This window comes from Nocardiopsis dassonvillei subsp. dassonvillei DSM 43111, from assembly GCF_000092985.1.
GTDB classification, from domain to species: domain Bacteria; phylum Actinomycetota; class Actinomycetes; order Streptosporangiales; family Streptosporangiaceae; genus Nocardiopsis; species Nocardiopsis dassonvillei.
Window position 1 is genome coordinate 3896452 of record NC_014210.1, and the last position, 23339, is coordinate 3919790.

The 23339-nt window shown below is 72.9% G+C and carries 22 protein-coding genes and 5 tRNA genes; 20 read left to right on the top strand and 7 right to left on the bottom strand.

Annotation, left to right across the window (positions count from 1 at the left end):
- Positions 1 to 84 precede the first annotated feature (84 nt).
- Complete coding sequence (locus NDAS_RS16115; protein WP_013154276.1) at positions 85 to 669, bottom strand: SACE_7040 family transcriptional regulator; 585 nt, start codon at positions 667 to 669, stop codon at positions 85 to 87.
- A 125-nt stretch (positions 670 to 794) separates the two neighbouring features.
- On the opposite strand from NDAS_RS16115, the gene NDAS_RS16120 reads away from it, so the two are divergent.
- From NDAS_RS16120 to NDAS_RS28940, 5 genes are all read left to right on the top strand, one after another.
- On the top strand, positions 795 to 2405 hold the full coding sequence (locus tag NDAS_RS16120; RefSeq protein WP_041552812.1) for a carboxyl transferase domain-containing protein: 1611 nt from the start codon (positions 795 to 797) through the stop codon (positions 2403 to 2405).
- Positions 2406 to 2412: 7 nt separating this feature from the next.
- A complete protein-coding gene (locus NDAS_RS16125) occupies positions 2413 to 4521 on the top strand; it encodes an acetyl/propionyl/methylcrotonyl-CoA carboxylase subunit alpha (protein WP_013154278.1) in 2109 nt (702 codons plus the stop codon).
- Positions 4518 to 5675, top strand: a complete 1158-nt coding sequence (locus tag NDAS_RS16130) for an acyl-CoA dehydrogenase family protein (RefSeq protein ID WP_013154279.1) — start codon at positions 4518 to 4520, stop codon at positions 5673 to 5675. The genes NDAS_RS16125 and NDAS_RS16130 overlap by 4 nt, the downstream gene beginning before the upstream one ends.
- Before the next feature lie 454 nt (positions 5676 to 6129).
- Complete coding sequence (locus NDAS_RS16135; protein WP_013154280.1) at positions 6130 to 6774, top strand: hypothetical protein; 645 nt, start codon at positions 6130 to 6132, stop codon at positions 6772 to 6774.
- 91 nt (positions 6775 to 6865) lie between these two features.
- A complete protein-coding gene (locus NDAS_RS28940; RefSeq protein ID WP_013154281.1) occupies positions 6866 to 7027 on the top strand; it encodes a hypothetical protein in 162 nt (53 codons plus the stop codon).
- Between the two features lie 66 nt (positions 7028 to 7093).
- Here NDAS_RS28940 and thrS read toward each other — a convergent pair whose 3' ends face one another.
- Positions 7094 to 9067, bottom strand: a complete 1974-nt coding sequence (thrS, locus tag NDAS_RS16140; RefSeq protein WP_013154282.1) for a threonine--tRNA ligase — start codon at positions 9065 to 9067, stop codon at positions 7094 to 7096.
- Positions 9068 to 9585: 518 nt separating this feature from the next.
- Between thrS and NDAS_RS16145 the strand changes: the two genes are divergently transcribed.
- A complete protein-coding gene (locus tag NDAS_RS16145; protein ID WP_013154283.1) occupies positions 9586 to 9924 on the top strand; it encodes a PGPGW domain-containing protein in 339 nt (112 codons plus the stop codon).
- A gap of 162 nt (positions 9925 to 10086) precedes the next feature.
- Here the strand turns inward: NDAS_RS16145 and NDAS_RS16150 are convergent.
- Positions 10087 to 10160, bottom strand: a tRNA-Val gene (locus NDAS_RS16150).
- Positions 10161 to 10634: 474 nt separating this feature from the next.
- Between NDAS_RS16150 and NDAS_RS16155 the strand changes: the two genes are divergently transcribed.
- Complete coding sequence (locus NDAS_RS16155; RefSeq protein ID WP_013154284.1) at positions 10635 to 11057, top strand: SsgA family sporulation/cell division regulator; 423 nt, start codon at positions 10635 to 10637, stop codon at positions 11055 to 11057.
- Positions 11058 to 11161: 104 nt separating this feature from the next.
- Here NDAS_RS16155 and NDAS_RS16160 read toward each other — a convergent pair whose 3' ends face one another.
- Positions 11162 to 12004 (bottom strand): aminotransferase class IV, encoded by an 843-nt coding sequence (locus NDAS_RS16160; RefSeq protein ID WP_013154285.1) that lies wholly within the window; start codon positions 12002 to 12004, stop codon positions 11162 to 11164.
- Positions 12005 to 12389: 385 nt separating this feature from the next.
- On the opposite strand from NDAS_RS16160, the gene NDAS_RS16165 reads away from it, so the two are divergent.
- From NDAS_RS16165 to NDAS_RS28945, 6 genes are all read left to right on the top strand, one after another.
- Positions 12390 to 12821 carry a roadblock/LC7 domain-containing protein gene (locus NDAS_RS16165; RefSeq protein WP_013154286.1) on the top strand — a complete coding sequence of 144 codons (432 nt, stop codon included), beginning with the start codon at positions 12390 to 12392 and terminating at the stop codon, positions 12819 to 12821.
- Between the two features lie 156 nt (positions 12822 to 12977).
- Positions 12978 to 13050: transfer RNA gene (locus tag NDAS_RS16170), tRNA-Gly, on the top strand.
- A gap of 70 nt (positions 13051 to 13120) precedes the next feature.
- A tRNA-Gly gene (locus tag NDAS_RS16175) sits at positions 13121 to 13193 on the top strand.
- A gap of 47 nt (positions 13194 to 13240) precedes the next feature.
- Positions 13241 to 13312, top strand: a tRNA-Cys gene (locus NDAS_RS16180).
- Positions 13313 to 13342: 30 nt separating this feature from the next.
- A tRNA-Val gene (locus NDAS_RS16185) sits at positions 13343 to 13416 on the top strand.
- Between the two features lie 371 nt (positions 13417 to 13787).
- Entirely contained in the window at positions 13788 to 13958 is a 171-nt protein-coding gene (locus NDAS_RS28945) for a hypothetical protein (RefSeq protein ID WP_013154287.1), read from the top strand.
- Between the two features lie 51 nt (positions 13959 to 14009).
- Here NDAS_RS28945 and NDAS_RS16190 read toward each other — a convergent pair whose 3' ends face one another.
- Positions 14010 to 14738, bottom strand: a complete 729-nt coding sequence (locus NDAS_RS16190; protein WP_013154288.1) for a GntR family transcriptional regulator — start codon at positions 14736 to 14738, stop codon at positions 14010 to 14012.
- 125 nt (positions 14739 to 14863) lie between these two features.
- Here NDAS_RS16190 and NDAS_RS16195 point away from each other — a divergent pair, with 125 nt between their 5' ends.
- From NDAS_RS16195 to NDAS_RS16220, 6 genes are all read left to right on the top strand, one after another.
- Positions 14864 to 16246 carry an MFS transporter gene (locus NDAS_RS16195; RefSeq protein WP_013154289.1) on the top strand — a complete coding sequence of 461 codons (1383 nt, stop codon included), beginning with the start codon at positions 14864 to 14866 and terminating at the stop codon, positions 16244 to 16246.
- Positions 16243 to 17280, top strand: coding sequence for an L-idonate 5-dehydrogenase (locus NDAS_RS16200; RefSeq protein WP_013154290.1), 1038 nt, complete (start codon positions 16243 to 16245; stop codon positions 17278 to 17280). The genes NDAS_RS16195 and NDAS_RS16200 overlap by 4 nt, the downstream gene beginning before the upstream one ends.
- 70 nt (positions 17281 to 17350) lie before the next feature.
- Positions 17351 to 18562: a D-mannonate dehydratase ManD gene (manD, locus tag NDAS_RS16205; RefSeq protein ID WP_013154291.1), complete on the top strand. Its 1212-nt coding sequence runs from the start codon at positions 17351 to 17353 to the stop codon at positions 18560 to 18562.
- On the top strand, positions 18559 to 19524 hold the full coding sequence (locus tag NDAS_RS16210; RefSeq protein WP_013154292.1) for a PfkB family carbohydrate kinase: 966 nt from the start codon (positions 18559 to 18561) through the stop codon (positions 19522 to 19524). The genes manD and NDAS_RS16210 overlap by 4 nt, the downstream gene beginning before the upstream one ends.
- Positions 19521 to 20975, top strand: coding sequence for a mannitol dehydrogenase family protein (locus NDAS_RS16215; protein WP_013154293.1), 1455 nt, complete (start codon positions 19521 to 19523; stop codon positions 20973 to 20975). The genes NDAS_RS16210 and NDAS_RS16215 overlap by 4 nt, the downstream gene beginning before the upstream one ends.
- A gap of 47 nt (positions 20976 to 21022) precedes the next feature.
- Complete coding sequence (locus tag NDAS_RS16220) at positions 21023 to 21751, top strand: bifunctional 4-hydroxy-2-oxoglutarate aldolase/2-dehydro-3-deoxy-phosphogluconate aldolase (protein WP_049800310.1); 729 nt, start codon at positions 21023 to 21025, stop codon at positions 21749 to 21751.
- Here NDAS_RS16220 and NDAS_RS16225 read toward each other — a convergent pair.
- Positions 21738 to 22298: a hypothetical protein gene (locus NDAS_RS16225; protein ID WP_013154295.1), complete on the bottom strand. Its 561-nt coding sequence runs from the start codon at positions 22296 to 22298 to the stop codon at positions 21738 to 21740. The two genes, NDAS_RS16220 and NDAS_RS16225, sit on opposite strands and share 14 nt — an antisense overlap.
- Before the next feature lie 176 nt (positions 22299 to 22474).
- Here NDAS_RS16225 and NDAS_RS28950 point away from each other — a divergent pair, with 176 nt between their 5' ends.
- A complete protein-coding gene (locus tag NDAS_RS28950) occupies positions 22475 to 22621 on the top strand; it encodes a hypothetical protein (protein ID WP_167539499.1) in 147 nt (48 codons plus the stop codon).
- A gap of 31 nt (positions 22622 to 22652) precedes the next feature.
- Here the strand turns inward: NDAS_RS28950 and NDAS_RS16230 are convergent, their stop codons facing one another.
- Complete coding sequence (locus NDAS_RS16230) at positions 22653 to 23135, bottom strand: hypothetical protein (RefSeq protein WP_013154296.1); 483 nt, start codon at positions 23133 to 23135, stop codon at positions 22653 to 22655.
- Positions 23136 to 23339: the final 204 nt, after the last annotated feature.

Below are 23339 nucleotides of genomic sequence, written 5' to 3' on the forward strand. Positions count from 1 at the left end.
GGGCACGGCGGGCGGGAGCGCCCGGTACCGGAGGAGCACGCGGGTACGGGGGAACGGCGGCCGGAACCGGCTCGGGGCGAACGCTCAGTCGGGCTCGGCGGCGGGGACCGTCAGGGCGGCCCGGCCCATCTCCAGCAGCAGCCGCGCCATGTGCCGCCGCGACAGCTCGCCCCGGCTGTGCGGGGTGGAGTTGAGGAGCCCGAACACGGCGTGCACGGCGGCGCGCAGGACGGTGGCCGAGGCGTCGGGGCGCAGCTCGCCGAGCACCCCCACCCACTGCTCGACGTAGCCGCGCTGGAGGCGGCGCACCCGGCGCCGGTCGGCGTCGGTGAGGTTGCCCAGCTCCCGGTCGTGCACCGTGATCAGGTCGGGCTCGTCCAGGGCGAAGGCGATGTGCCCGCGCAGCAGGGCCTCCAGCGCCTCCTCGGCGCCCGACGCCCTCGCCACCAGCTCGCCGCCCTGGCGCGCCAGGCGTTCGCTGATGTCCACCAGCACCGCGCCGAGCAGCGCCTGCTTGCCGCGGAAGTGGCGGTACAGGGCGGGCCCTGTCGTGCCGACGGCGCGGCCGAGGTCGTCGATGGACACCCCCCGGTAACCGTGCTCGGCGAAGAGCCGCGCCGCCGCGCCCAGGAGCGCCGTGCGCCGCTCGCCCGCGGGTCTGGCCCCCATCCGGTCTCCTCCCCTCCCCCGGTGCCGCTCCGGGCCCTGGACACCCATGTTAGTAGTCACTAACATCCCAGATGTTAGTGAGCATTAACACCCCTCCACGAGAGGACACCATGAGCAGGGCACCTGTGCTCGGCACGGCGGTGGACACCGCCGGGCCCGCGTTCGCCGCCAACGACGCGGCGAACCGCGCCCTCGCCCTGGAGCTGCGCGAGCGGATCGCCACCGCGGCCCTGGGCGGCCCGGAGAGGACCCGGACACGGCACGTCGAGCGGGGCAAACTCCTGCCGCGCGACCGCGTGGACCTCCTCCTGGACCCCGGCTCCCCCTTCCTGGAGATCGCCCCCCTGGCCGCGTACGGGCTCTACGGCGCGGACGGACAGGACGCCCCCGGCGCCGGGATGATCGCGGGCGTGGGCCGGGTCATGGGCCGCCCGACGGTCGTGGTCGCCAACGACGCCACGGTCAAGGGCGGCAGCTACTACCCCATGACCGTCAAGAAGCACCTGCGCGCCCAGGAGGTGGCGCTGCACAACCGGCTTCCGTGCGTCTACCTCGCCGACTCCGGGGGCGCGTTCCTGCCCATGCAGGACGACGTCTTCCCCGACCGCGAGCACTTCGGCCGGATCTTCTACAACCAGGCCACGATGTCGCGGATGGGCATCCCGCAGATCGCCGCGGTGCTGGGCTCGTGCACGGCGGGCGGCGCCTACGTCCCGGCGATGAGCGACGAGGCGGTCATCGTGCGCGAGCAGGGCACGATCTTCCTGGGCGGCCCGCCGCTGGTCAAGGCGGCCACCGGCGAGGTCGTCACCGCCGAGGAGCTGGGCGGCGGCGACCTGCACTCGCGGGTGTCGGGGGTCACCGACCACCTGGCCGACGACGATGCGCACGCCCTCACCCTCGTCCGGCGCATCGCCGACACCCTCGGCCCGCCCGGACCGCCCGCGTGGGAGGTGCGCGAGCCCCGTCCCCCGGCGCTGGACCCCGGGGAGCTGTACGGGGTGGTGCCCGCCGACACGCGCACCCCCTACGACGTGCGCGAGGTCATCGGCCGGATCGTGGACGGCAGCGAGTTCACCGAGTTCAAGGCCGAGTACGGCACGACCCTGGTCACCGGGTTCGCGCACCTGCACGGCCACCCGGTCGGGATCGTCGCCAACAACGGCATCCTGTTCGCCGAGTCCGCGCTCAAGGGCGCCCACTTCATCGAGTTGTGCGACCGGCGCGGCGTGCCGCTGGTCTTCCTCCAGAACATCTCCGGGTTCATGGTCGGACGGGACTACGAGGCGGGCGGTATCGCCAAACACGGGGCGAAGATGGTCACCGCCGTGGCCTGCGCCCGCGTCCCCAAGTTCACCGTGGTCGTGGGCGGGTCCTTCGGCGCGGGCAACTACAGCATGTGCGGGCGGGCCTACTCGCCCCGGTTCCTGTGGATGTGGCCCAACGCGCGCATCTCGGTGATGGGCGGGGAACAGGCCGCCTCGGTGCTCTCCACCGTCCGCCGCGACCAGATGGCCGCGCGCGGGCAGGAGTGGTCCGCCGAGGACGAGGAGGCCTTCAAGGCGCCCGTGCGCGACCAGTACGAGGAGCAGGGCAGCCCGTACTACTCCACCGCGCGGTTGTGGGACGACGGCGTCATCGACCCCGCCGACACCCGCGACGTGCTCGCCATGGCCCTGTCCGCCGCCCGCCACGCCCCGCTGGAGCCGGTGGGCTACGGCGTCTTCCGGATGTGAGGAACCCTTGACCACAACGCCACGCACCAACCCGGGCGTCCGCGGGCCCGCGCGCATCATGGTCGCCAACCGGGGCGAGATCGCGCTGCGCGTCATGCGCACCCTGCGCCGCATGGGCATCAGCCCGGCCACCGTGTACACCGACGCCGACGCGAACGCCCCGCACACCCTCGCCGCCGACCTGGCGCTGCGGGTGGAGCACTACCTGGACGCCGAGGCGATCGTCGCCCTGGCCCTGGACTGCGGCGCCACCGGCGTGCACCCCGGCTACGGCTTCCTGTCCGAGAACGCCGGCTTCGCGCGCGCCTGCACCGACGCCGGACTGGTCTTCGTGGGCCCCCCTGCCTCGGCGATCGAGGCCATGGGCGACAAGATCCGCGCGAAGGACACCGTGGCCGCCGCGGGCGTGCCCGTCCTGGGCGGGTTCACCGAGAAGCCCGGGCGGCCCCTGGGCGACGACGAACTCCTGCGCGCGGCCGAGGAGACCGGCTACCCGCTGCTCATCAAGCCCTCCGCCGGGGGCGGCGGCAAGGGCATGCGGTCCGTGCACTCCCCCGACGACCTGGTAGCCGGTGCCGCCGCCGCCCGGCGCGAGGCCCTGGCCTCCTTCGGCGACTCCACCCTGCTGGTGGAGCGGCTGGTGGAGCGGCCCCGCCACATCGAGGTGCAGGTCATGGCCGACGCCCACGGCAACGTCCTGCACCTGGGCGAGCGCGAGTGCAGCCTCCAGCGCCGCCACCAGAAGGTGGTGGAGGAGGCGCCCTCCCCGCTGCTCACCGACACCCAGCGCGCCACCATGGGCGAGGCCGCCGTGGCCGCCGCCCGCTCGTGCGGGTACGTGGGAGCGGGCACGGTGGAGTTCATCGCCGAGGCGGGGCGGGGCGGCGACCTGTCGTTCTCGTTCCTGGAGATGAACACCCGCCTGCAGGTCGAGCACCCGGTCACCGAGGAGGTCGTCGCGGTGCGCGGCGAGCGCGGCGTGGACCTGGTGGAACTCCAGGTGCGGGTGGCCTACGGGGAGGAGCTGCCCTTCGCCCAGTCCGACGTGTCCTGGGTCGGGCACGCCGTGGAGTCGCGGATCTACGCCGAGGACGCCGACCGCGGGTTCCTGCCCACCGGCGGGCCGATCCTGTCCCTCGCCGAACCCCGGGGGCACGAGGTCCGGGTGGACTCGGGCATCGCCGAGGGAGGGCGGATCACCTCGGACTTCGACCCGATGCTCGCCAAGGTGATCACCTGGGGCGCGGACCGCGCCGAGGCCCTGAACAGGATGGACTCCGCGCTGGCCTCCTACCAGCTGTTGGGCTGCGTGACCAACACCGCCTACCTGCGCCGGCTGCTGCGCCACCCGCGTGTGGTCGCCGGGGACCTGAGCACCGACCTCATCGCCTCCGACCCGCCCGCACCGGCTCCCGAGCGGACGCTCGACGAGGTGTACGCGGCCGCGGCCCTGGACCACCAGCTCGACCTGGAGACGGAGCCGGGCGCCGACCGCTTCGCCGTGCCGGACGGCTGGCGGATGGGCGGCCCCGCCTGGACCCCGTGGCGGCTGCGGCTCTCCGGGCGCGAGGCCGTCGCGGTCCGGGTGCGCCGCGACGGGGAGCCCGGGCGCTACCTGGTGAGCGTGGCGGAGGGGGAACCCGTCGCGTTCGGGGCCCGGCGCTCCGCCGACGGCACCCGGCTCACCGTCACCGACGGCTACGCCACCCGCACCTACGCGCGCGCCGACGACCCCGGCACCGCGCACCGCTGGCTGGGCTCGGGCGGCGCCGCCTGGAGCCTGCACGAGGAGCCCGTCGCGGCCGCGCTGCGCGAGGACGACGCCGCCGCCGACGGGACCGTGCGCAGCCCCATGCCCGGCACGGTGCTCTCCGTCGCCGTGCGGGTGGGGCAGACGGTGAGCGCGGGGACCCCGCTCGCCGTCGTGGAGGCCATGAAGATGGAGCACTCCGTCACCTCACCCGTCGACGGGACCGTCGCGGCCGTGGCGGTGCGCCCCGGCGCGTCCGTGCCCATGGACGCCGTCCTGGTCACCGTCGAACCCGTTCCGAACGCGTCCGCCGACACCCCGTCGGACGCGCCCTCCCCCGCCACCAGCGAGGAGTCGCACGCATGAACCGTCACCAGCTCTCGACCGAGCACGCCGACCTGCGGGCCGCCGTGGAGGAGTTCGCCCGCGAAGAGGTCGCCCCGGTCATCGGCGACTACTACGAGCGGGAGGCCTTCCCGTACGAGATCGTCGCCAAGATGGGCCGGATGGGCCTGTTCGGGCTGCCCTTCCCCGAGGAGCACGGGGGCATGGGCGGCGACTACTTCGCCCTGTGCCTGGCCCTGGAGGAGTTGGCCCGGGTGGACTCCTCGGTGGCGATCACCCTGGAGGCCGGGGTGTCGCTGGGCGCGATGCCGATCTTCCGGTTCGGCACCGAGGACCAGAAGAAGGCGTACCTGCCGCGGCTGACCTCGGGTGAGGCGCTGGGCGCGTTCGGGCTCACCGAGCCCGGCGGCGGGTCCGACGCGGGCGCCACCAGGACCACGGCCCGCCTGGAGGACGGCCAGTGGGTGGTCGACGGGACCAAGTCCTTCATCACCAACTCGGGCACCGACATCACCGCGCTGGTGACCGTCACCGCCGTGACCGGGCGCCGGGAGGACGGGCGGCCGGAGATCTCCTCGATCCTGGTGCCCGCGGGCACGCCGGGCTTCTCCGTGGGCCAGAAGTACTCCAAGGTGGGGTGGAACGCCTCCGACACCAACGAGCTGGTCTTCGAGGACTGCCGGGTGCCCGAGGCGAACCTGGTCGGTGAGCGCGGGCGCGGGTACGCCCAGTTCCTGCGGATCCTGGACGAGGGCCGCATCGCCATCGCGGCGCTGTCGGTGGGCCTGGCGCAGGGCTGCGTGGACGAGAGCGTGCGCTACGCCCACGAGCGGCACGCCTTCGGCAGCGCGATCGGCACCTACCAGGCGATCCAGTTCAAGATCGCGGAGATGGAGGCGCGTGCGCACACCGCGCGGCTGGCCTACTACGACGCGGCCTCGCGCATGCTGGCGGGTGAGCCCTTCAAGAAGGAGGCGGCGGTCGCCAAGCTGGTGGCCTCCAACGCGGCCATGGACAACGCGCGGGACGCCACACAGGTGTTCGGCGGGTACGGGTTCATGAACGACTACCCCGTGGGCCGCTTCTACCGGGACGCCAAGATCCTGGAGGTGGGCGAGGGCACCAGCGAGGTGCAGAAGATGCTCATCGCCCGCGAGCTGGGCCTGCCCGCCTAGGCGGTCCCCGGGAGCGCCGCGGCCGCGATCGGCCCGCGAGGGGCGGTCGCGGCACGGACGGGGCGAACGGTGGCCGGTTCCGGACATCCCTCACCCTCCGTGTGCGCCGCATGACCGCGCACCGTCGGGGCCGCGGGGGGCGGGAAGGGCCGCGCGGCAGGCGAAGGAGGGTCCCCGAGCCGCGCGGAGGAAGGCGTTCGCGCAGGTGGTGACCGGACGGGGACGCACGGTGACGGTGGCGCCGCGTCCGTTCGGGGTAGACCGTGGGCGGACACCGCGAGGCCGCGAACCCCCAGCGTCACCGCGAAACAACAACAAGGGGTGACAAGCACCCGAAATCAACACAGAATGGATCCGTACGGCCAGCGCGGGTCCCCGACTTTCCCGACCCGGCCAGCTCAGGATGGGCTCTTCGCGGCCCACGGCCACCTCACATCCCCCAGCCGGAGGAGACATGGAAGGCGCCCTGTCTGTGATCGCGCTGGTCGCCGTCGTCATGTCGGCCGGCACGATCGCGGTCGCCGCGCACTTCCGCAAGGAACGCTCCACCGAGCTGCGCGGATGGGCGCGTGAACGCGGGTGGACCTACACCGAACAGCTCCCCAGCCCGTTGGGGGACGCCGTACTCCCCCGTGCCGCCCTCGGGCCGCACCCGCGCGCACAGCACGTGCTCACCGGCCGCCGGGGCCAGCACCTGGTCGTCGCCTTCGAGCAGACCCACACGGCGGGCAGGGGCACGGAGCGGATCCGCCGCGTCCACCGCGTGGTGGCCGTGCGCACCCCCGGACCCAACGCCGAACTACAGATACTGCGCAGGTGGGACCCGGACGCCTCCGACGACGACTTCGCCGGCGCCTTCCACGCGACGGGCAACGATCCCGCGTTCACCGGGGCCGTGCTCGACAACGTGGTCACCAAGTGGCTGCTGACCGATCCCAGGTCCCGTTCCCTTCCCGTACGCTTCAGCGGGGACTACGTCCTCACGTGGGCGGCCATGCGGCTGGATCCCGACCGGGCCGTGACCGCCGCCGACTACCTGATCGCCCTCGTGGAGCGGATCCCCGCCGAGGCCTGGAAACGGCGCGCCCCCGGCCGCTGAGCGGCCTCACGCGCACGTCCGGGCACCCGGACCCGCCCGTGAGGCGGATAAAATTCGCCTTGCCCCCGTAGCAACAAGGAGTACCGCCCTCATGAGTGACCCCAACGCGACGCACCGCATCTCGCGCGCGGACCTGTTCCGCGACGACGAGGAGGAGACGACCGCCCCGGACCCCAACGCGACCGCGCGCATCTCCCGTGCGGACCTGTTCCGCGACGAGGAGGAGTTCCAGGCGCCCGGCGAGCGGCGCTGACCCGAGACGGCGGAGCGCCCACCCGGTCATCCCGGATGGGCGCTCCTCTCGCGTGCGCTTCGGGCGTCAGCGACGCTCGCGGACGGCGGCGACGATCTCGGCCACCGCCTCGTCCAGCGGCACGCCGTTGTTCTGCGAGCCGTCCCGGTAGCGGAAGGACACCGCGTTCTTGCTGACGTCCTCGTCACCGGCCAGCAGCATGAAGGGCACCTTCTGCTTCTGGGCGTTGCGGATCTTCTTCTGCATGCGGTCGTCGCTGGCGTCCACCTCGACGCGGATGCCCTCCGCGCGCAGCCTGGCGGCGAGCTCGCGCAGGTAGGGCACGTGCTCGTCGGCGATGGGGATGCCGACCGCCTGCACCGGCGCCAGCCAGGCCGGGAACGCGCCCGCGTAGTGCTCCAGCAGGACGGCGAAGAAGCGCTCGATGGAGCCGAACAGGGCGCGGTGGATCACCACCGGACGCTGGCGCGAGCCGTCGGCCGCGGTGTACTCCAGGTCGAAGCGTTCGGGCATGTTGAAGTCCACCTGGATGGTGGACATCTGCCAGGTGCGGCCGATGGCGTCCTTGGCCTGCACCGAGATCTTGGGGCCGTAGAAGGCGGCGCCCGCCGGGTCCAGGACCAGCTCCAGTCCCTGCTTCTGCGCGGCCTCGCGCAGGATCTCGGTGGCCTCCTCCCAGACCTCGTCGGTACCGACGTACTTCTCCGGGTCCTTGGTGGACAGCTCCAGGTAGAAGTCGTCCAGGCCGTAGTCGCGCAGCAGGTCGAGCACGAAGGTCAGCAGCGAGTCGAGCTCGTCCGCCATCTGCTCCTTGGTGCAGTAGATGTGGGAGTCGTCCTGGGTGAAGCCGCGGGCGCGGGTCAGGCCGTGCACCACGCCCGACTTCTCGTACCGGTACACGGTGCCGAACTCGAACAGGCGCAGCGGCAGCTCACGGTAGGAGCGCCCGCGCGCGTCGAAGATCAGGTGGTGCATCGGGCAGTTCATCGGCTTGAGGTAGTAGTCCTGGCCGCCGTCGAGCTGCATGGGGGGGTACATCCCGTCCGCGTACCAGTCCAGGTGCCCCGACTTCTCGAACAGGGTGCCCTTGGTGGCGTGCGGGGTGTAGACGAACTCGTAGCCGTCCTCCTCGTGCCGCCGCCGCGAGTAGTCCTCCATGACCCGGCGGACCGTGCCGCCCTTGGGGTGGAAGACCGCCAGGCCCGAGCCGATCTCGTCCGGGATGGAGAACAGGTCCAGCTCGGAGCCGAGCTTGCGGTGGTCGCGCTTCTCCGCCTCCTCCAGGAAGGTCAGGTGGTCCTTGAGGGCCTCCTTGCTCTCCCAGGCGGTGCCGTAGACGCGCTGCAGCTGCGGGTTGGTCTCCTTGCCGCGCCAGTAGGCGGCGGCGGTGCGCATGAGCTTGAACGCCGGGATGACGCGGGTGGTGGGCAGGTGCGGCCCGCGGCACAGGTCCTTCCAGCACAGCTCGCCGGTGCGCGGGTGGACGTTGTCGTAGATGGTGAGCTCACCGGCGCCCACCTCCACACCGGCGCCCTCGGCGGCCTCGGTGGCGCCGCCCTTGAGCCCGATCAGCTCCAGCTTGTAGGGCTCGGTGGCCAACTCGGCGCGGGCCTCCTCGTCCGAGACGACGCGGCGGTCGAAGCGCTGCCCCTGCTTGACGATCTGCTGCATCTTCTTCTCGATGCTCTTCAGGTCGGCGGGGGTGAAGGGCTCGGCGACGTCGAAGTCGTAGTAGAAGCCGTTCTCCACGGGCGGGCCGATGCCCAGCTTGGCCTCGGGGAAGAGCTCCTGGACGGCCTGGGCCAGCACGTGCGCGGTGGAGTGGCGCAGGATCGCCCGCCCCTCCTCGGAGTCGATGGCGATCGGCTCGACGGTGTCGCCCTCGTGCAGCTCCCGGGCGAGGTCGCGCGGTTCGCCGTTGACCAGCGCCGCGATGACGGTCCTGCCGTCGGCCTCCAGAGCCTGGCCCGCCGTAGTGTTCGCCGCCACCGCACGCGGGGTTCCGGCGAGGGTGATGTGCAGCTCAGGCGCGGCGGACACGGTGACTCCTAGGAAGACGTGGATGATGTCGAACGCGGACCGGCCGCTGTGCGCGGCCGGGCGTGTACTCCCTCCTGATGCTAGCGGCTCCGGGGCGGGGCCGCCCCGGTTGTCCACAGGCCGCGCGACCACGCTGGCGGCGCGGCGGACGTGGTGGGACGGTGGGGTTCCGGTGCCGCGGACCCGGGGTCCGGCCGGGGATTCGGTCAGGGATTCGGACTCTTCAGGGCGTACCCGCGTGAACCGCCCACAGGCGGGGCAGGGGACCAGACAGGGGCTGATCTGTCATGGAACGTCACCTTTCGTGGGGCTGTCCACACCCTTACGAAAGGCCATTGATCCCACTGTCAGGATCGGTGAGAATCAACAGATGCCCTGGCCATCGCCCCCAGTCGACCCGAATGCATCCACTCGCTTCGACCGAATACTGTGAGCGCATGTCACCGAGCCCCACCAACGACCAGCCGGCCCCGGAGACATCCCCCACCCGCCGCACCCGCGCGCGCAGGTGGCGGCGGATGCGAGCGCGGCTGCGCCTCTTCCGCAGTCGCATGCACACGCACCCCGCGCTGCGCCTGCCCTGGAGCGTGCTCGTGGGGACCGTCGGCGTCGTCGTGATCCTGGCCGGGTTGCTCATGATGGTCGTTCCGGGCCCGGGCCTGGCCTCGGTCATCCTGGGGCTGGTCATCCTCAGCACGGAGTTCCGGTGGGCGCAGAAGGTGGTGCGGCCCGCCCAGGTGTGGTTCCACCGCGCCGAGCGGTACGGGATGCGCCTGAAGGATGAGTTCTTCCGGCGTCTGCGCGAGCGCAGGGCGGTGCGGCGCGGACACCCGCTGCCGGACACCCCGTCCGACTAGGCCCCTCTGGAGTCGACCGGCCCCCGCCGACCACGGCCGCGGACCGCCGGAGCACCCGCGCGAACGGGACGGGACCCAGCACGAAAGAGGCAGCGCCCCGCACGAACGAAAAACGGCCCCACCGGGGTACCTACCCCCGAGTGGGACCGTCTCAGAGCCGTGTGGGCGATACTGGACTCGAACCAGTGACCTCGTCGGTGTGAACGACGCGCTCTAGCCAACTGAGCTAATCGCCCTGAGCTTCCTGCCTGCCCGCCCTGTCGGCCGGACAAGTAAGACTCTAGCGCACGTTCGGGGGTGCTCGACGCACACGGAAGCCCTCGGCGGACCCCGTTCCATGTGATGGAGGTCACTTTAACCTTTCGAGGGGTTCGCGGGAGTGTCCGCACCCGCCCCCGATCCCCGCAGTGATAAGGAGTTCCCACCCCCGTGGACCCGACGAACACCACCCCTTCATTACCTCCGCGTGACGTGGGACACCCAACATTGGGAAATCTTTGGTTTGTCCTGGTCATTACAGTGACGAAGGATCGTGGCGCCGCACCGCGGCACGCCGGGCCCGTCGCACGGGCGGCGAGACCTCCGGTCCCACCCACCAAGAAAGCCTCCGTACTCACGTCATGTTCCGCGGGAAGCCGCGTTGGAGCCCGTGAGACGGCAACCGACCCGCGCCGCAACAGCAAGGCCGGACGAGAAAAGGTTTGGCGAACATGAACAGTAGCGACACCACTGCCACCGCCGAGCTGGGCCTGCGGCTCGTGGTCCCCGAACGCACGGCGGTTCCCCTGGTCGCGCGCCTGGACTACAGCGCGGACGACCCGTACGCCATACGGGTGGCCTTCCACACCGGCGAGGACAACCCCGTCGAGTGGATCTTCGCCCGCGAGCTCCTGACCGTCGGCATCGTGCGCCCGGTCGGCGAGGGCGACGTCCGCGTGTGGCCCTCCAAGGACGACAACGGCGACCGCAGTGTGAGCATCGCGCTCTCCTCCCCCTTCGGTCAGGCCGAGTTCGACACCCAGGTCTCTCCCCTGGCCGAGTTCCTCCACCGGACCTACGAGATCGTTCCGGCGGGCCAGGAGGGCCAGTTCGTGAACCTCGACGAGGAGATCCAGCAGCACCTGCACTCCTGACGACCCGCGGGCCCCGGGGCCCTTCGCGGAGCACTCCCGACGGCTGAGGGGGTCGGCGCACCACGCGCCGCCCCCTCAGCCGTGTCCGCCCCCGGCCGAGGGGGTCAGGGGTCGATGTCGGCCGCGGAGCGCTCCGCGAAGACCGACGCGGCCTTGGCGGTGACCGGCCCGGGCTCTGCCGACACCGTGCGGCCGTCCACGTGCAGGATCGCCTGCACGTCGCGCCCGGTGGAGGTCAGGAAGGCCTCCGTCACCTCGGGGAGGCGCTCCATGGGCACGTCCTCCTCCTCGCCCCCGAACCACTCCAGGACGAGTTCGCGGGTGATCCCCGCCAGCGGGCCCGCCGACAGCGGCGGGGTGACCAGCCTGCCGTCGAGCACCACGAAGACGTTGCTGCCGGTGCCCTCGCACAGGTTGCCGCTCACGTTGCGAAAGAGCGCCTCGCCGGCGCCGCGCTGCTTGGCGTAGGCCAGGGCGCGCACGTTGTCGGCGTAGGAGGTGGTCTTGAGCCCGGCCAGGGCCCCGAACTCGTTGCGCGGCCAGGGAACCGTCGCCACGTCGGCGTGCGGGGCGATCCCGGGGAAGGGTCCCAGGGCCACGATGGCGGTCTGCTCGCCCGGGGAGCGGTCCGAGCCCAGCGGCCCGGCGCCGTCGGTGACCGTGATGCGCACGCGGGCGTCGGGCAGGTCCGGGTTGGCCGCCACCGCGCGGGCGACGCCGTCGGCGATCAGATCCAGGTCGGGCTCGGCCATGCCCAGCCCCTCCGCGGAGCGGGCCAGCCGCCTGAGGTGGCGGGTGAGGGCGAAGGGGCGGCCGCCGCGGGCCCGCACCGTCTCGAAGACCCCGTCACCCACCGTGATCCCGTGGTCCACCACGGGAATGCGCGCCTCGCTCTCGTCGACGACGGTGCCGCGACCGTACCCGGCACCCGCGATCCACACCTTCATCTGCCACCCCCACGTTCTCAAGAGCCCAGGTAGGGCCGGTGTCTGCACGATCCTCCCACCTCGTCGGCGTGTCCCGGCCCGCTCCTTCCGTAACCTCCGTACGGCGGGTTGGCAAGCCCCATGACCGGCACCGGCCGCTGGTCCAGCACCTATGCCCGTTTTGCGGAGGTATCACGACTGGTCACGCGGCTCGACGGTCTGGGCGGCCCACCCGGAATCCACCGTGGCGGCCGGACAGATAAGTTACGAATGACTATCATCTGGGCAACGCTTATGCGGGACCGGTGGCAGCCGAGTTCGGAGCTTTCCCCCAAGGCCCCCCGGCGGCGGCCCGCAGTGCGCGTGTCCCACGTCACGCACGACCACTGACAGAGCAAAGAGAGACATGACCCCACCGAGTACCGCCCGCGGAGAGCTCAGCTGGTTGCTGGACGATCTCCTCACGCGTGCCTCCGGTACGCAGCACGCCATCGTCCTGTCCACTGACGGGCTCCTCATGGCCACCTCCAGCGGACTGGACCGTCCCGCCGCCGAGCACCTGTCCGCGATCGCCTCGGGGCTGCACAGCCTCGCGGGCGGGGCGAGCAAGCAGTTCGCCGCGGGCGGCATCCGCCAGAGCATCATCGAGATGGACCGCGCCTTCCTCTTCGTCGCCGCGGCCGGAGAGGGCGCATGCATGGCGCTGATGTCGGACTCCGACAGCGACGTGGGCCTGATCGCCTACGAGATGAACAAGGTGATCGAGAGGGTCGGCCAGTACCTCTCGGCGCCTCCCCGACCCGACATGCCCTCCTCGCCGGCCCACGTGGAGAAGTAGCTCCCGCCGCCTCGGCGGGTCGGCGGACCTGCCCCGGCGGGGCACGGGTGTGCCCGGTGCGCCCGGCCGATTTCGCGCTTGGCCGGGAATCCGCTAGAGTTCTTAACGCAGCGAGGGGCGCTGACGGGGAGGAACCCCGGAGGCAGGACTCGCCGCGCGGACGTGGCTCAGCTGGTAGAGCATCACCTTGCCAAGGTGAGGGTCGCGGGTTCGAATCCCGTCGTCCGCTCGAACGGAAGCGTTCCGCGTCCCCCGGGTCGCGGAGCGGTTCCGGCTCCGGAGTCCGCTCCGGGGCGCACGCGGACGTGGCTCAGCTGGTAGAGCATCACCTTGCCAAGGTGAGGGTCGCGGGTTCGAATCCCGTCGTCCGCTCGGAGAGGCCCGCATGGGTGTCACTCGACAGCCCCCCATCGCGTTCCGGCGGAGTGGCCGAGTGGTTGAGGCAAGGGACTGCAAATCCCTGCACACGGGTTCGATTCCCGTCTCCGCCTCGCATCAAGCTTCACCTCATCCCCCGATGAGGGCGGTTAGCTCAGTTGGTTAGAGCGCTACCTTGACACGGTAGAGGTCACAGGTTCGAATCCTGTATCGCCCACTCCACTCTCGGACGACCCTGCTCGGCGGCCTTCGGCCGCCTCGCCGGGTCGTCTCGTCGTTCCTTCCGGGGGACGACCCCCGGACCCCCGATGTGGGGCTTCGCCCCACGGGTTGTAGTTGGCTTGCCCAGGGTCCACTTCACTCCGGAGCGGCCCTGCTCGCGCGTAACCGCGCCCGCCGGGCCGCTTCGTCGTTTCTCCTGGGAGAAGGCCCCCAGACCCCCGACCTCCCCTCGGGCCGGAGCGCGTGCTCCGGCCCGGGGTGTTTTCCGGGGCGTTCCCCCGGGTCTCGGGGGCGCCCGGGGCACCAGCTTGGTTACAGGCGCGCACGGAGGGTACACGAACACCACCCCGACCCCCGGAGGTAACCGTGTTCGCCGTCATCGCCGCCGTCCTGTTCGGACTCGCCCTGCTGCTGGAGCTGCTCGGCGAGAACATCCAGGACCTGGTCACCACCACGACCCTCACCCTCGCCGGGCTGCTGTTCCTCGCGCTGCACGCGGGGGGCTACGGCTCGGGCTGGGGACGCAGGCGCCGCTAGGACCGCGGGCCCGCCGAGGCTCCGAAGCCGACGGCCGCCGCGGCGCAGGGGCTACCTCAGCGAGGTCACGGTCCTGCGGACGGGACGGCGGGGCCGCCCGTCCGAGAAGAACTCCGGTGACGCGGCCCGGATCCGCCCGACGTCCTCGAACACCGCCCGCAGGTGGGAGCGCAGGGCCTCCACGGCGGTCCCGGTGTCCCCGGCCTCGATCGCGTCCACGACCAGCGTGTGCTGGTCCACCAGCTCCCCGATCGGGCGCGTGTCGATCAGGCTCAGCCGCCGGGCCCGGTCCAGGTGGGCCTTGGCCGCGTTCACCGTCCGCCAGGCGCTCTCGTTGCCCGCCAGCGCCAGCAGCGAGCGGTGGAAGTCCTCGTCCAGCTCGAAGAAGCGGTCGTGGTCGCCGCCGCCCGCCTCCCGCTGCGCGCCGAGCAGGACGCGCAGATCGCCGACGTGGTCCGCCGAGAAGGGGGGCCGGGCCTGGGCGAGGGAGGTGCACTCCACCGCCTCCCGGATGAACTGCGCCTGCCGGACGCGCTCGGGGTCCACGAGTGAGACGAACGTGCCGACCTGGGGGTAGACCTCCACCAGCCCCTCCTCGCGCAGCAGGATGAGGCTCTCGCGCACGGGCGTCCGGCTCACGGCGAGCTCGGTGGCGAGCTCGTTCTCCGACAGGGGCGTGCCCGGCTTGAGCTCCAGGGTGATGATCGCGCGGCGGATGGTGTCCAGGGTGCGGTCCCGCGCGGACAGCAGGGGTCCTCCGGACCGGGTCTGGTCGGCCATGAGGGGAGTCTACCGGCATTGACGCCACTGGTATGGCAGTGCTTGTATGTCAGTTGCCATCATGTTCACGTACGGTTTCCCCGATACTTCTTCGCAGGTGGAAGCCCTTCACAAAGGACCGGCCGATGACCGAACAGGCACCCCCCGCGCCAGCCGGACAGGGGGAGCGCAGCACCCGGGACCTCACCAAGGCCTCCGTGTCCGGGTGGCTGGGGACCGCCATGGAGTTCATGGACTTCCAGCTCTACTCCCTGGCCGCCGCCCTGGTGTTCAACCAGATCTTCTTCCCCGACCTCAACCCCGCGGTCGGCCTGATCGCGGCGATGGGCACCTACGGTGTCGGGTACGTCGCCCGGCTCGTCGGGGCGGTCTACTTCGGCCGCATGGGCGACCGCCTCGGCCCCAAGAAGGTCCTGTTCATCACCGTCGCCCTGATGGGCGTCTCCACCACCCTGATCGGCGCCCTGCCCACCTACCAGCAGGTGGGCCTGCTCGCCCCGATCCTGCTCGTGGGCCTGCGGCTGATCCAGGGCTTCGGCGCGGGCGCCGAGATCGCGGGCGCCACCGTGATGCTGGCGGAGTACGCCCCGGCCAGGCGTCGGGGGTTCATCGCCTCCCTGGTGTGCCTGGGCACCAACTCCGGCACCCTGGGCGCCTCCGCGATCTGGGCGGTCCTGGTGTTCGCGCTCTCCGAGGAGCAGCTGCTGTCCTGGGGCTGGCGCCTCCCCTTCCTGGCGAGCTTCCTCCTGCTGCTCCTGGCGCTGTGGATCCGCCTCTCCGTCAAGGAGAGCCCGGTCTTCGAGCAGCGCGAGGACATCGTCGACGGTGTGGCGATGTCCCGGAGCGAACTGGCCGCGGCCGCGGTGAAGGAGGACAGGAGCGGACTGGAGACCGCCCTGCACCAGCGCAAGGGCCGCGCGTTCCTGCTCGCCCTCGGCCTGCGCTTCGGCCAGGCGGGCAACTCCGGCATCGTCCAGACCTTCCTCGTCGGCTACCTCAGCGCCAACCTGATGCTCAACGACGCGGTCGGCACGTCCGCGATCGTCTACGGCTCCCTGCTCGGCTTCGTCACCGTCCCCCTGGTCGGCGTGCTCGGTGACCGCTTCGGACGCCGTCCCGTCTACCTCTTCCTGACCGTGGCGAGCATGCTGTTCGCCGTGCCCATGATGCTGATGATCGAGACCGGCGACACCGTGCTCGTGACCGTCGCGATGGTCGTCGGGCTCAACCTGTCGGTCCTGGGCCTGTTCTCCGTGGAGAGCGTCACCATGGCCGAGCTGTTCGGGGCGCGCACCCGGTTCACCCAGCTGGCCCTGGCCAAGGAGATCGGCGGCGTCCTGGCCACCGCGATCGGCCCGGTGCTGGCCGCCACGCTCACCGCCGCGACCGGCTCCTGGTGGCCGCTGTCGGCGATGATCATCGCCTACTCCCTGATCACCCTGGCCTCCGCCTACCTGTCCCCCGAGGTGCGCGGACGCGACCTGGTCCGACTGGAGGACGCCGTATGAGGGCCGTGACCGTCCACGGAGCCGAGGACCTGCGCGTCGACGAGCTCCCCGACCCCGTCCCCGGCGAGGGGGAGGTCGTCGTCGCCGTGGAGTGGGGCGGCATCTGCGGGTCCGACCTGGCCTACTGGCGCCACGGCCGCTCGGGGACGGCCGTGCTGCGCGACCCCCTCGTGCTCGGCCACGAGATCGCCGGACGCGTCGCCCGTGTGGGCCCCGGTGTGACCGGCGTCGAGGAGGGGCTGCCCGTCACCGTGCACCCGGCCGAGCTGGTCGGCGACGGGCGCATGCCGGAGCGGTTGGCCGGGCGCACCAACCTCTACCCGAGGGTGCGCTACTTCGGGTCGGCCGCGTTCTCCCCGCACACCGACGGCGGGTTCTGCGACCTCAAGAAGGTCGCGGCCCGGCAGCTGCGGCCCCTGCCCGAGGGGGTGGACACCCGCAGCGGAGCGCTGGCCGAACCGCTCGCCGTGGCCTGCCACGCCGTCAACCGCGCGTCGGGCGCCGTGGGGGGCGTCGAGGGCCGGGACGTGTTCGTCAACGGCGCGGGGCCGATCGGCTCGCTCGTCGTCGCCGCGCTCCGGCACGCGGGGGCGGCGCGGATCACCGTCGCCGACCTCGGGCGCGCCCCGCTGGAGGTGGCCCGGGCCATGGGCGCCGACGACACGCGCGACCTCTCGCGCGGGGACGCGCTGCCCGAGGACGCCGAGCTGGTCTTCGAGGCCTCCGGCGCCCCGGCCGCCCTCGGCGGTGTCCTGCGCGCGACCGCGCGCGGCGGGACCCTCGTCCAGGTGGGCAACCTCCCCGGAACGCAGGCCCCGGCGGCGCTGGGCGAACTCGTCACCAGGGAGATCACCTGGATCGGCTCCTACCGCTTCGTCGAGGAGATCGACGACGCCCTGGCCGCGATGGCCGCCGGTCTGGACGTCACCCCGCTCATGACCCACTCCTTCCCCGTCGGGGAGGCGCACGAGGCGATGCGGACGGCGGCCGATCCCGCCTCCGGCAGCAGCAAGGTCATGCTGCGCTTCGCCTGAGCCGCGCCGCGGGCGCCCGGCGCTCCCAACCGGGAGCGGGCGCCTCCCCTCCATCCAGAAAGGGCATTCCGTGAAGATCACCGACGCACGTGTCGTCGTGTCCTCACCCGGCCGCAACTACGTCACCCTGGTGGTCGAGACCGAGGACGGCGTCACCGGCATCGGCGACGCCACGCTCAACGGCCGCGAACTCGCGGTCGCCTCCTACCTGCGCGACCACGTGTGCCCGCTGCTCGTCGGACGCGACGCGCGGCGGATCGAGGACACCTGGCAGTACCTGTACAAGGGCGCCTACTGGCGCCGCGGCCCGGTGACGATGACCGCGATCGCCGCCGTGGACGTGGCGCTGTGGGACATCAAGGGCAAGGCCGCGGGCATGCCCCTCTACCAGCTCCTGGGCGGGGCCTCTCGTGAGGGCGTCCTGGTCTACGGGCACGCCAGCGGCACGTCGCTGGACGGGCTCTCCGAGGACTTCCAGCGCCACCTGGACCTGGGCTACCGGGCGATCCGGGTCCAGGCCGCGGTCCCCGGGCTGGAGAAGACCTACGGGATCGCCCCGGCGGACGGCCGGGTGTACGAGCCCGCCAGCGGCAACCGGCCCCAGGAGGACACCTGGGACACCCCGGCCTACCTGGACTTCGCGCCGGCCATGATCGCCCACGTCCGTGAGCAGTTCGGCTACGGCGTGCACCTGCTGCACGACGTGCACCACCGGCTCACCCCGATCGAGGCGGGCCGCCTGGGCGCGGCGCTGGAACCGTACCGGCTGTTCTGGATGGAGGACCCGACCCCGGCCGAGGACCAGTCCGCGTTCCGGATCCTGCGCCAGCACACCACCACCCCCGTGGCGGTGGGCGAGGTGTTCAACTCGATCTGGGACTGCCAGCAGCTCATCACCGAGCGGCTCATCGACTACGTCCGCGCCTCGGTGTCGCACACCGGCGGCATCACCCACCTGCGCCGCGTGTTCTCGCTCGCGGAGCTGTACGGGGTGCGCTCGGGCTCGCACGGCGCCGGTGACCTGTCGCCGGTCGCCATGGCCGCGGCGCTCCACCTCGACCTGGCCATCCCCAACTTCGGCATCCAGGAGCACATGGGCCACACCGGCCCATACGCGGAGGTCTTCCGCACCTCCTACTCCTTCTCGGACGGGTACATGCACCCCGGAGACGCCCCGGGCCTGGGCGTGGAGTTCGACGAGGAGGCCGCGGCCCGCCACCCCTACGAACCCAGGTACCTGCCGGTCAACCGGCGGCTCGACGGAACGGTGCACGACTGGTGAGTACACACGGACTGACGGGTGGGGGCGAGCCGCTGGACGTCGTCGTCCTGGGCGAGGTCCTGCTGGAGGTGGCCACCGACGCCCCCGTCGCGCACGGGGTCCCGGCCAAGCTCGGTGTCTCGGGCGACGCCCTGAACGTCGCCGCGGCGGCGGCCCGGGCCGGGGCCAGGGTCGGTCTGGCCGCCGTCCTGACCGACGACGAGCTCGGGCGGGCGATCGCCGACCGCGTCGCGGAGCTGGGCGTGTCCACCGGCATGCTGCGCTTCCGCCCCGGGCAGCAGGGCGTGTACCTGGTGCACAGCGACCCCAAGGGCGAGCGCGCCTTCTCCTACGCGCGCGCCGGGAGCGTGGGCTCGTCCCTGTCCCCCGAGGACCTGGACGAGGGGGCGGTCGGCGCGGCGGGAGCGGTCGTGGCGGGCGGCATCGCCTGCGCGGTCTCCGACAGCGCGCGCCGGGCGGTCCTGACCGCGGCGCGCCTGGCCCGCAGGTTCGTGTTCGACCCCAACCACCGGCCGCGGCTGGCCTCGCGGGAGGAGGGCGCCGCGACCCTCGCGGAACTGGCCCGGCACGCCCACCTGGTGACCCCCTCCCACCCCGGCGAGACCTCCGCCCTGCTGGACAGCGCCACCCCGTCCGAGGCGGCCCGCCGCCTCCTGGAGGCGGGCGCCCGCAACGTCGCGGTGACCTGCGGGTCGCGCGGCGTCCACCTGGCCACGCCGCAGGAGGAGTCCTGGATCGACGCGGTCCCCGCTCCCCGGGTCCTGGACCAGACCGGCGCGGGGGACGTGTTCGTGGGTACCCTGACCGCGCGCCTGACCCTGGGCGACCCCCTCGCGGAGGCCGCGCGCCTGGCGGCCGCCGCGGCCAGCCTGAGCGTGGGCGGGCGCGGCGGAACCGGTTTCCTGCCGACCCTGGAACAGACCCGCGCGCACGCGCGGGGCGAGAAGGAGGCGACGCGATGACCCGGCTGGACCTGGCGGCGCTGCGGGCCGCGGGGCGCACCACCGCCCTGGACCGCGCCGACCTGCGCACCGGGGTGGTCCACCTCGGGATCGGCGCGTTCTACCGCGCCCACGGCGCGTTCCTGACCGAGGAGGCCATGCTCGCCGCGGGCGAGACCGGATGGGGCATCAGCGCGGTGACCGGGCGCTCGGCCCGGGTGTGGGAGCAGCTGGCCCCGCAGGACGGCCTGTTCACGGTCACCGAACGCGGTGAGGGCGCCCGCCCCCTGCGGGTGGTCTCCTCCGTCCGCGAGACCCTGTCCGGTCCGGCCGACCCGTGGGCGGTGGCGGAGCGCATCGCCCACCCCGACACCCGGATCGTCACCCTCACGGTCACGGAGAAGGGGTACCTGGCGCACCCGGTCACGGGGCGCCTGGACACCGGCGACGCCCGCGTACGCGCCGACCTGGACGGCGGCCCGCCGCTCACGCCGGTGGGGCAGATCGCTCGCGGCCTCCAGCTGCGCCAGCTCCGGGACGCCGGTCCGGTGACCGTGCTGTCCTGCGACAACCTGCCCGACAACGGCGAGCTGACGGCCGCGCTGGTCGCCGACTTCGCCGACGCCCTGCCGGGCGCGGACGGCGAGCGGCTGCGGTCCTGGGTCCAGGCGCACGCGGCCTTCCCCAACACGATGGTGGACCGGATCGTCCCGGCCACCACGGCGGCTGACCTGGACGCCGTCGAGGCGGAGCTGGGCCTGCGCGACGAGGCGGCCGTGGTCGCCGAACCCTTCCACCAGTGGGTGATCCAGGACCGCTTCGCCGGTCCGCGCCCGCGGTGGGAGGCGGCCGGGGCGACGATCACCGGCGACGTGCGGCCCTGGGAGGCGGCCAAGCTGCGCGTGCTCAACGCCAGCCACTCCCTGCTCGCCTACCTCGGCCTGTCCGTGGGACACACGACGATCGCCGCGTGCGCCGCCGACGACGCCGTGGCGACGGCGGCCCACCGCCTCGTCCACGAGGAGGTCCTGCCCTCGCTCACCCTGCCCGAGGGCTTGGACGGCGCGGCCTACGCCGCGTCGGTGCTGAGCCGGTTCGCCAATCCCGCGCTGGGCCACACCACCGCCAAGGTCGGGGCCGACGGCTCCCAGAAACTCGGCCCCCGCGTCGTGCCCACGGTCCGGGACGTGCTGGCCGGGGGCGGCGAGCCGCGGTGGAGCGCACTGGTGGTGGCGGCGTGGATGCACCACGTCGCCACGGCCGGTCCCGGGTTGGAGGACCCGCTGGCCGACTCCCTGCGCGCTCTGCTGCCCGCGGGCGGAGGGGCGCGGGAGGTGGTCGCCGCGCTGCTGCGCTCGGAGGTCTTCCCCGGGGACCTGGCCTCCCATCCGGTGTTCACCGAACTGCTGGTCCACTGGTACGGGGTCGTGTCCGCCGGGGGCGGCGCGCTGGCGGCGGAGGTCGCCTCGTGAGCGCGGGCGGAGGGAACGACGTGAGAGGCACAGGCCGCGGGAACGGCGTGAGCGGTGGGAACAGGGGAAGCGGCCGGAGCGAGGGGGACGGCGGCATCGGGGCCGTGCTGGCGCTGTCGCCGGTCGTGCCGGTGGTGACGGTGGACTCCCCCGCGCTGGCGGTTCCCCTGGCCGAGGCGCTGCTGGCGGGCGGTGTGGGCGTCGTGGAGGTCACCCTGCGCACGCCCGGCGCCCTGGAGGCGGTCCGGGCTGTCGCGGAGGACGTACCGGACATGGTGGTGGGCGCGGGGACCGTGCTCACCCCCCGCCAGGCCGACGAGGCCGCGGAGGCCGGAGCACGGTTCCTGGTCACGCCCGGCACCACGGAACGGATGCTGCGCCACCTGGTCGCGAGCGGGGTTCCGGCGCTGCCGGGGGTGGCCACCGTCAGCGAGGTGCTGGCCGCCCGCGAGGCGGGGATGTTCGCGCAGAAGCTCTTCCCCGCGTCGGTTCCGGGAACCCCGTTCCTGCGCTCGGTGGCGGGCCCGGTCCCCGACGTCGTGTTCTGCCCCACGGGCGGGATCACGGCCGCCACGGCCGCCGACTACCTGGCCCTGGACAACGTGGCGTGCGTCGGGGGGAGCTGGCTGACCCCCGGGGACGCGGTCCGTGAGGGGGACTGGGCGCGGATCACCGGGTTGGCGGCGGAGGCCGTGCGGCTGGGCGCGGGCGCTGTCGGGGACGGCCGCCCCGGCTCCGTGCCGCCTTCCGTCGGCCCGGGACCTAGGGGCGCCTGACCGGGGCCCGCCGAAGGCCCGGTTTCCCGGGGCGGACCCGCTGGGGGCGCCCCCGGACGCGTCCCCAGGGCTTGAACACCGACAGGGCCATGGCCGCGGCGACCGCGGTGGTGGAGACCAGGGGCGGGAACAGGAGCTGGGCGCCGACCGCGAAGGGCGCCTCCTCGGCGAGGGCGGTACGGGCCCGCTCCGCCAGCGCGGTGGCCTCGGGTGAGAGCAGCAGGGCCACGAGGGTCAGCAGCACGACGTTGGCCGCCAGCTTGAGCAGGACCCACCAGTACCGGACCAGTCCGTACCTGGTCCCCCAGCCCAGGACGATCCCGGACAGCAGGGTGAGGGTGCCGACCGCGACCAGCGGCCACGTCGCGAAGGCCGCCAGGGCGACCGCGACGGAGGCGTCGTCGCCGCCGAGCAGCGCGGTGACCACGAGGACGCCCAGGACGAGGTCGAGCCCGAGCCAGCTTCCGGCCGCGGCGATGTGGACCAGCAGGACGGTCTTGCGGGTGCGGGCGCCCAGGCGCCGTCGGGGGGTCGTCACGGTGTCCATGCGGCCAGTATCCGAGCGCGGGCCCGAAACGGCGTACAGCCCGGGACGTATTCCGGTGTACGCGGGCGCGCGGCCCCTGTCAGGGGCCGCGGTCGGCTCCGGCGGCGCGGGCCCGCGCCGCCCCGACCGGGCGAGCCGTGCCCCCGCCGGAGCCGCCGTCTGGTAAGCCGGACGGTGTGAACAGTACGAGAGAGTCCGAAAGACAGGGCGAGGGCGGGCGGAGGCCCTCGGCGGGGGAGAGGATCGCCCAGTGGCTGTGGCCGCTGGCGGCCGTGGTGGTCGTGGTCGCGGGCATGGTCCTCGGCTACGCGTTCTTCAGCTGAGCCGGGCGCGGCGCCGCGGACCCGGGCGGCCTCAGGCTCCGCCCGGGGAGGTGCCCGGCAGGCGGGTGGCCACCCACTGGTCGTCGGAGTCGCGGCGCATCTCCAGGGGCCCGTGGTCCTCGCCGGGGTAGACCAGGGCGACCGTGGCGATGGGGACCTCCCCCTCCAGGTCGGTGTCCATGGTGACCTCACCGACCTCGATGCCCTCACCGCCCTGGAGCGCCTCGGCGTAGAGGGGGAAGGCCGCCGGACAGTCCTCGGCCCCGTGCTCGTCGGCCAACACCGTGCGCGCGGCCTCGTCCATCAGCGCGCAGCCCGCCTCGCCGTCGGCGGCCATGAGGGAGGCGATGAAGCCCTGCGCGGCGCGGCGCACGTGGGTCTCGGCGTCCGGGTCCACCGCGGCCGCGCTCTCCTCGGCCCGCCCCGCGGTCTCCTCCGGGGCCTCCTCGCCGGAGCAGGCCGTGGCGGCGAGGAGCAGGGCCAGCAGCGGGGCGGACAGCGGAAGTCGTCTCATGGCGGGCGCCTTTCGAGGGGGCGGGAGCGTCGCACCATTGTTACCGTATCGGCCCGCTGCGTGACCAGCGGTGTCCGCGCGCCCCAGGTAGTCCCGGGGCCGTCCGGTCGGAAGGGCTTCCGGGCATCGCCATAAGCCCGCGCTGCGGCGGACCCGGGGGTTGTCGGTGGGGCGGGGCTTCCGGCCATCACCGCAAGCCCGACC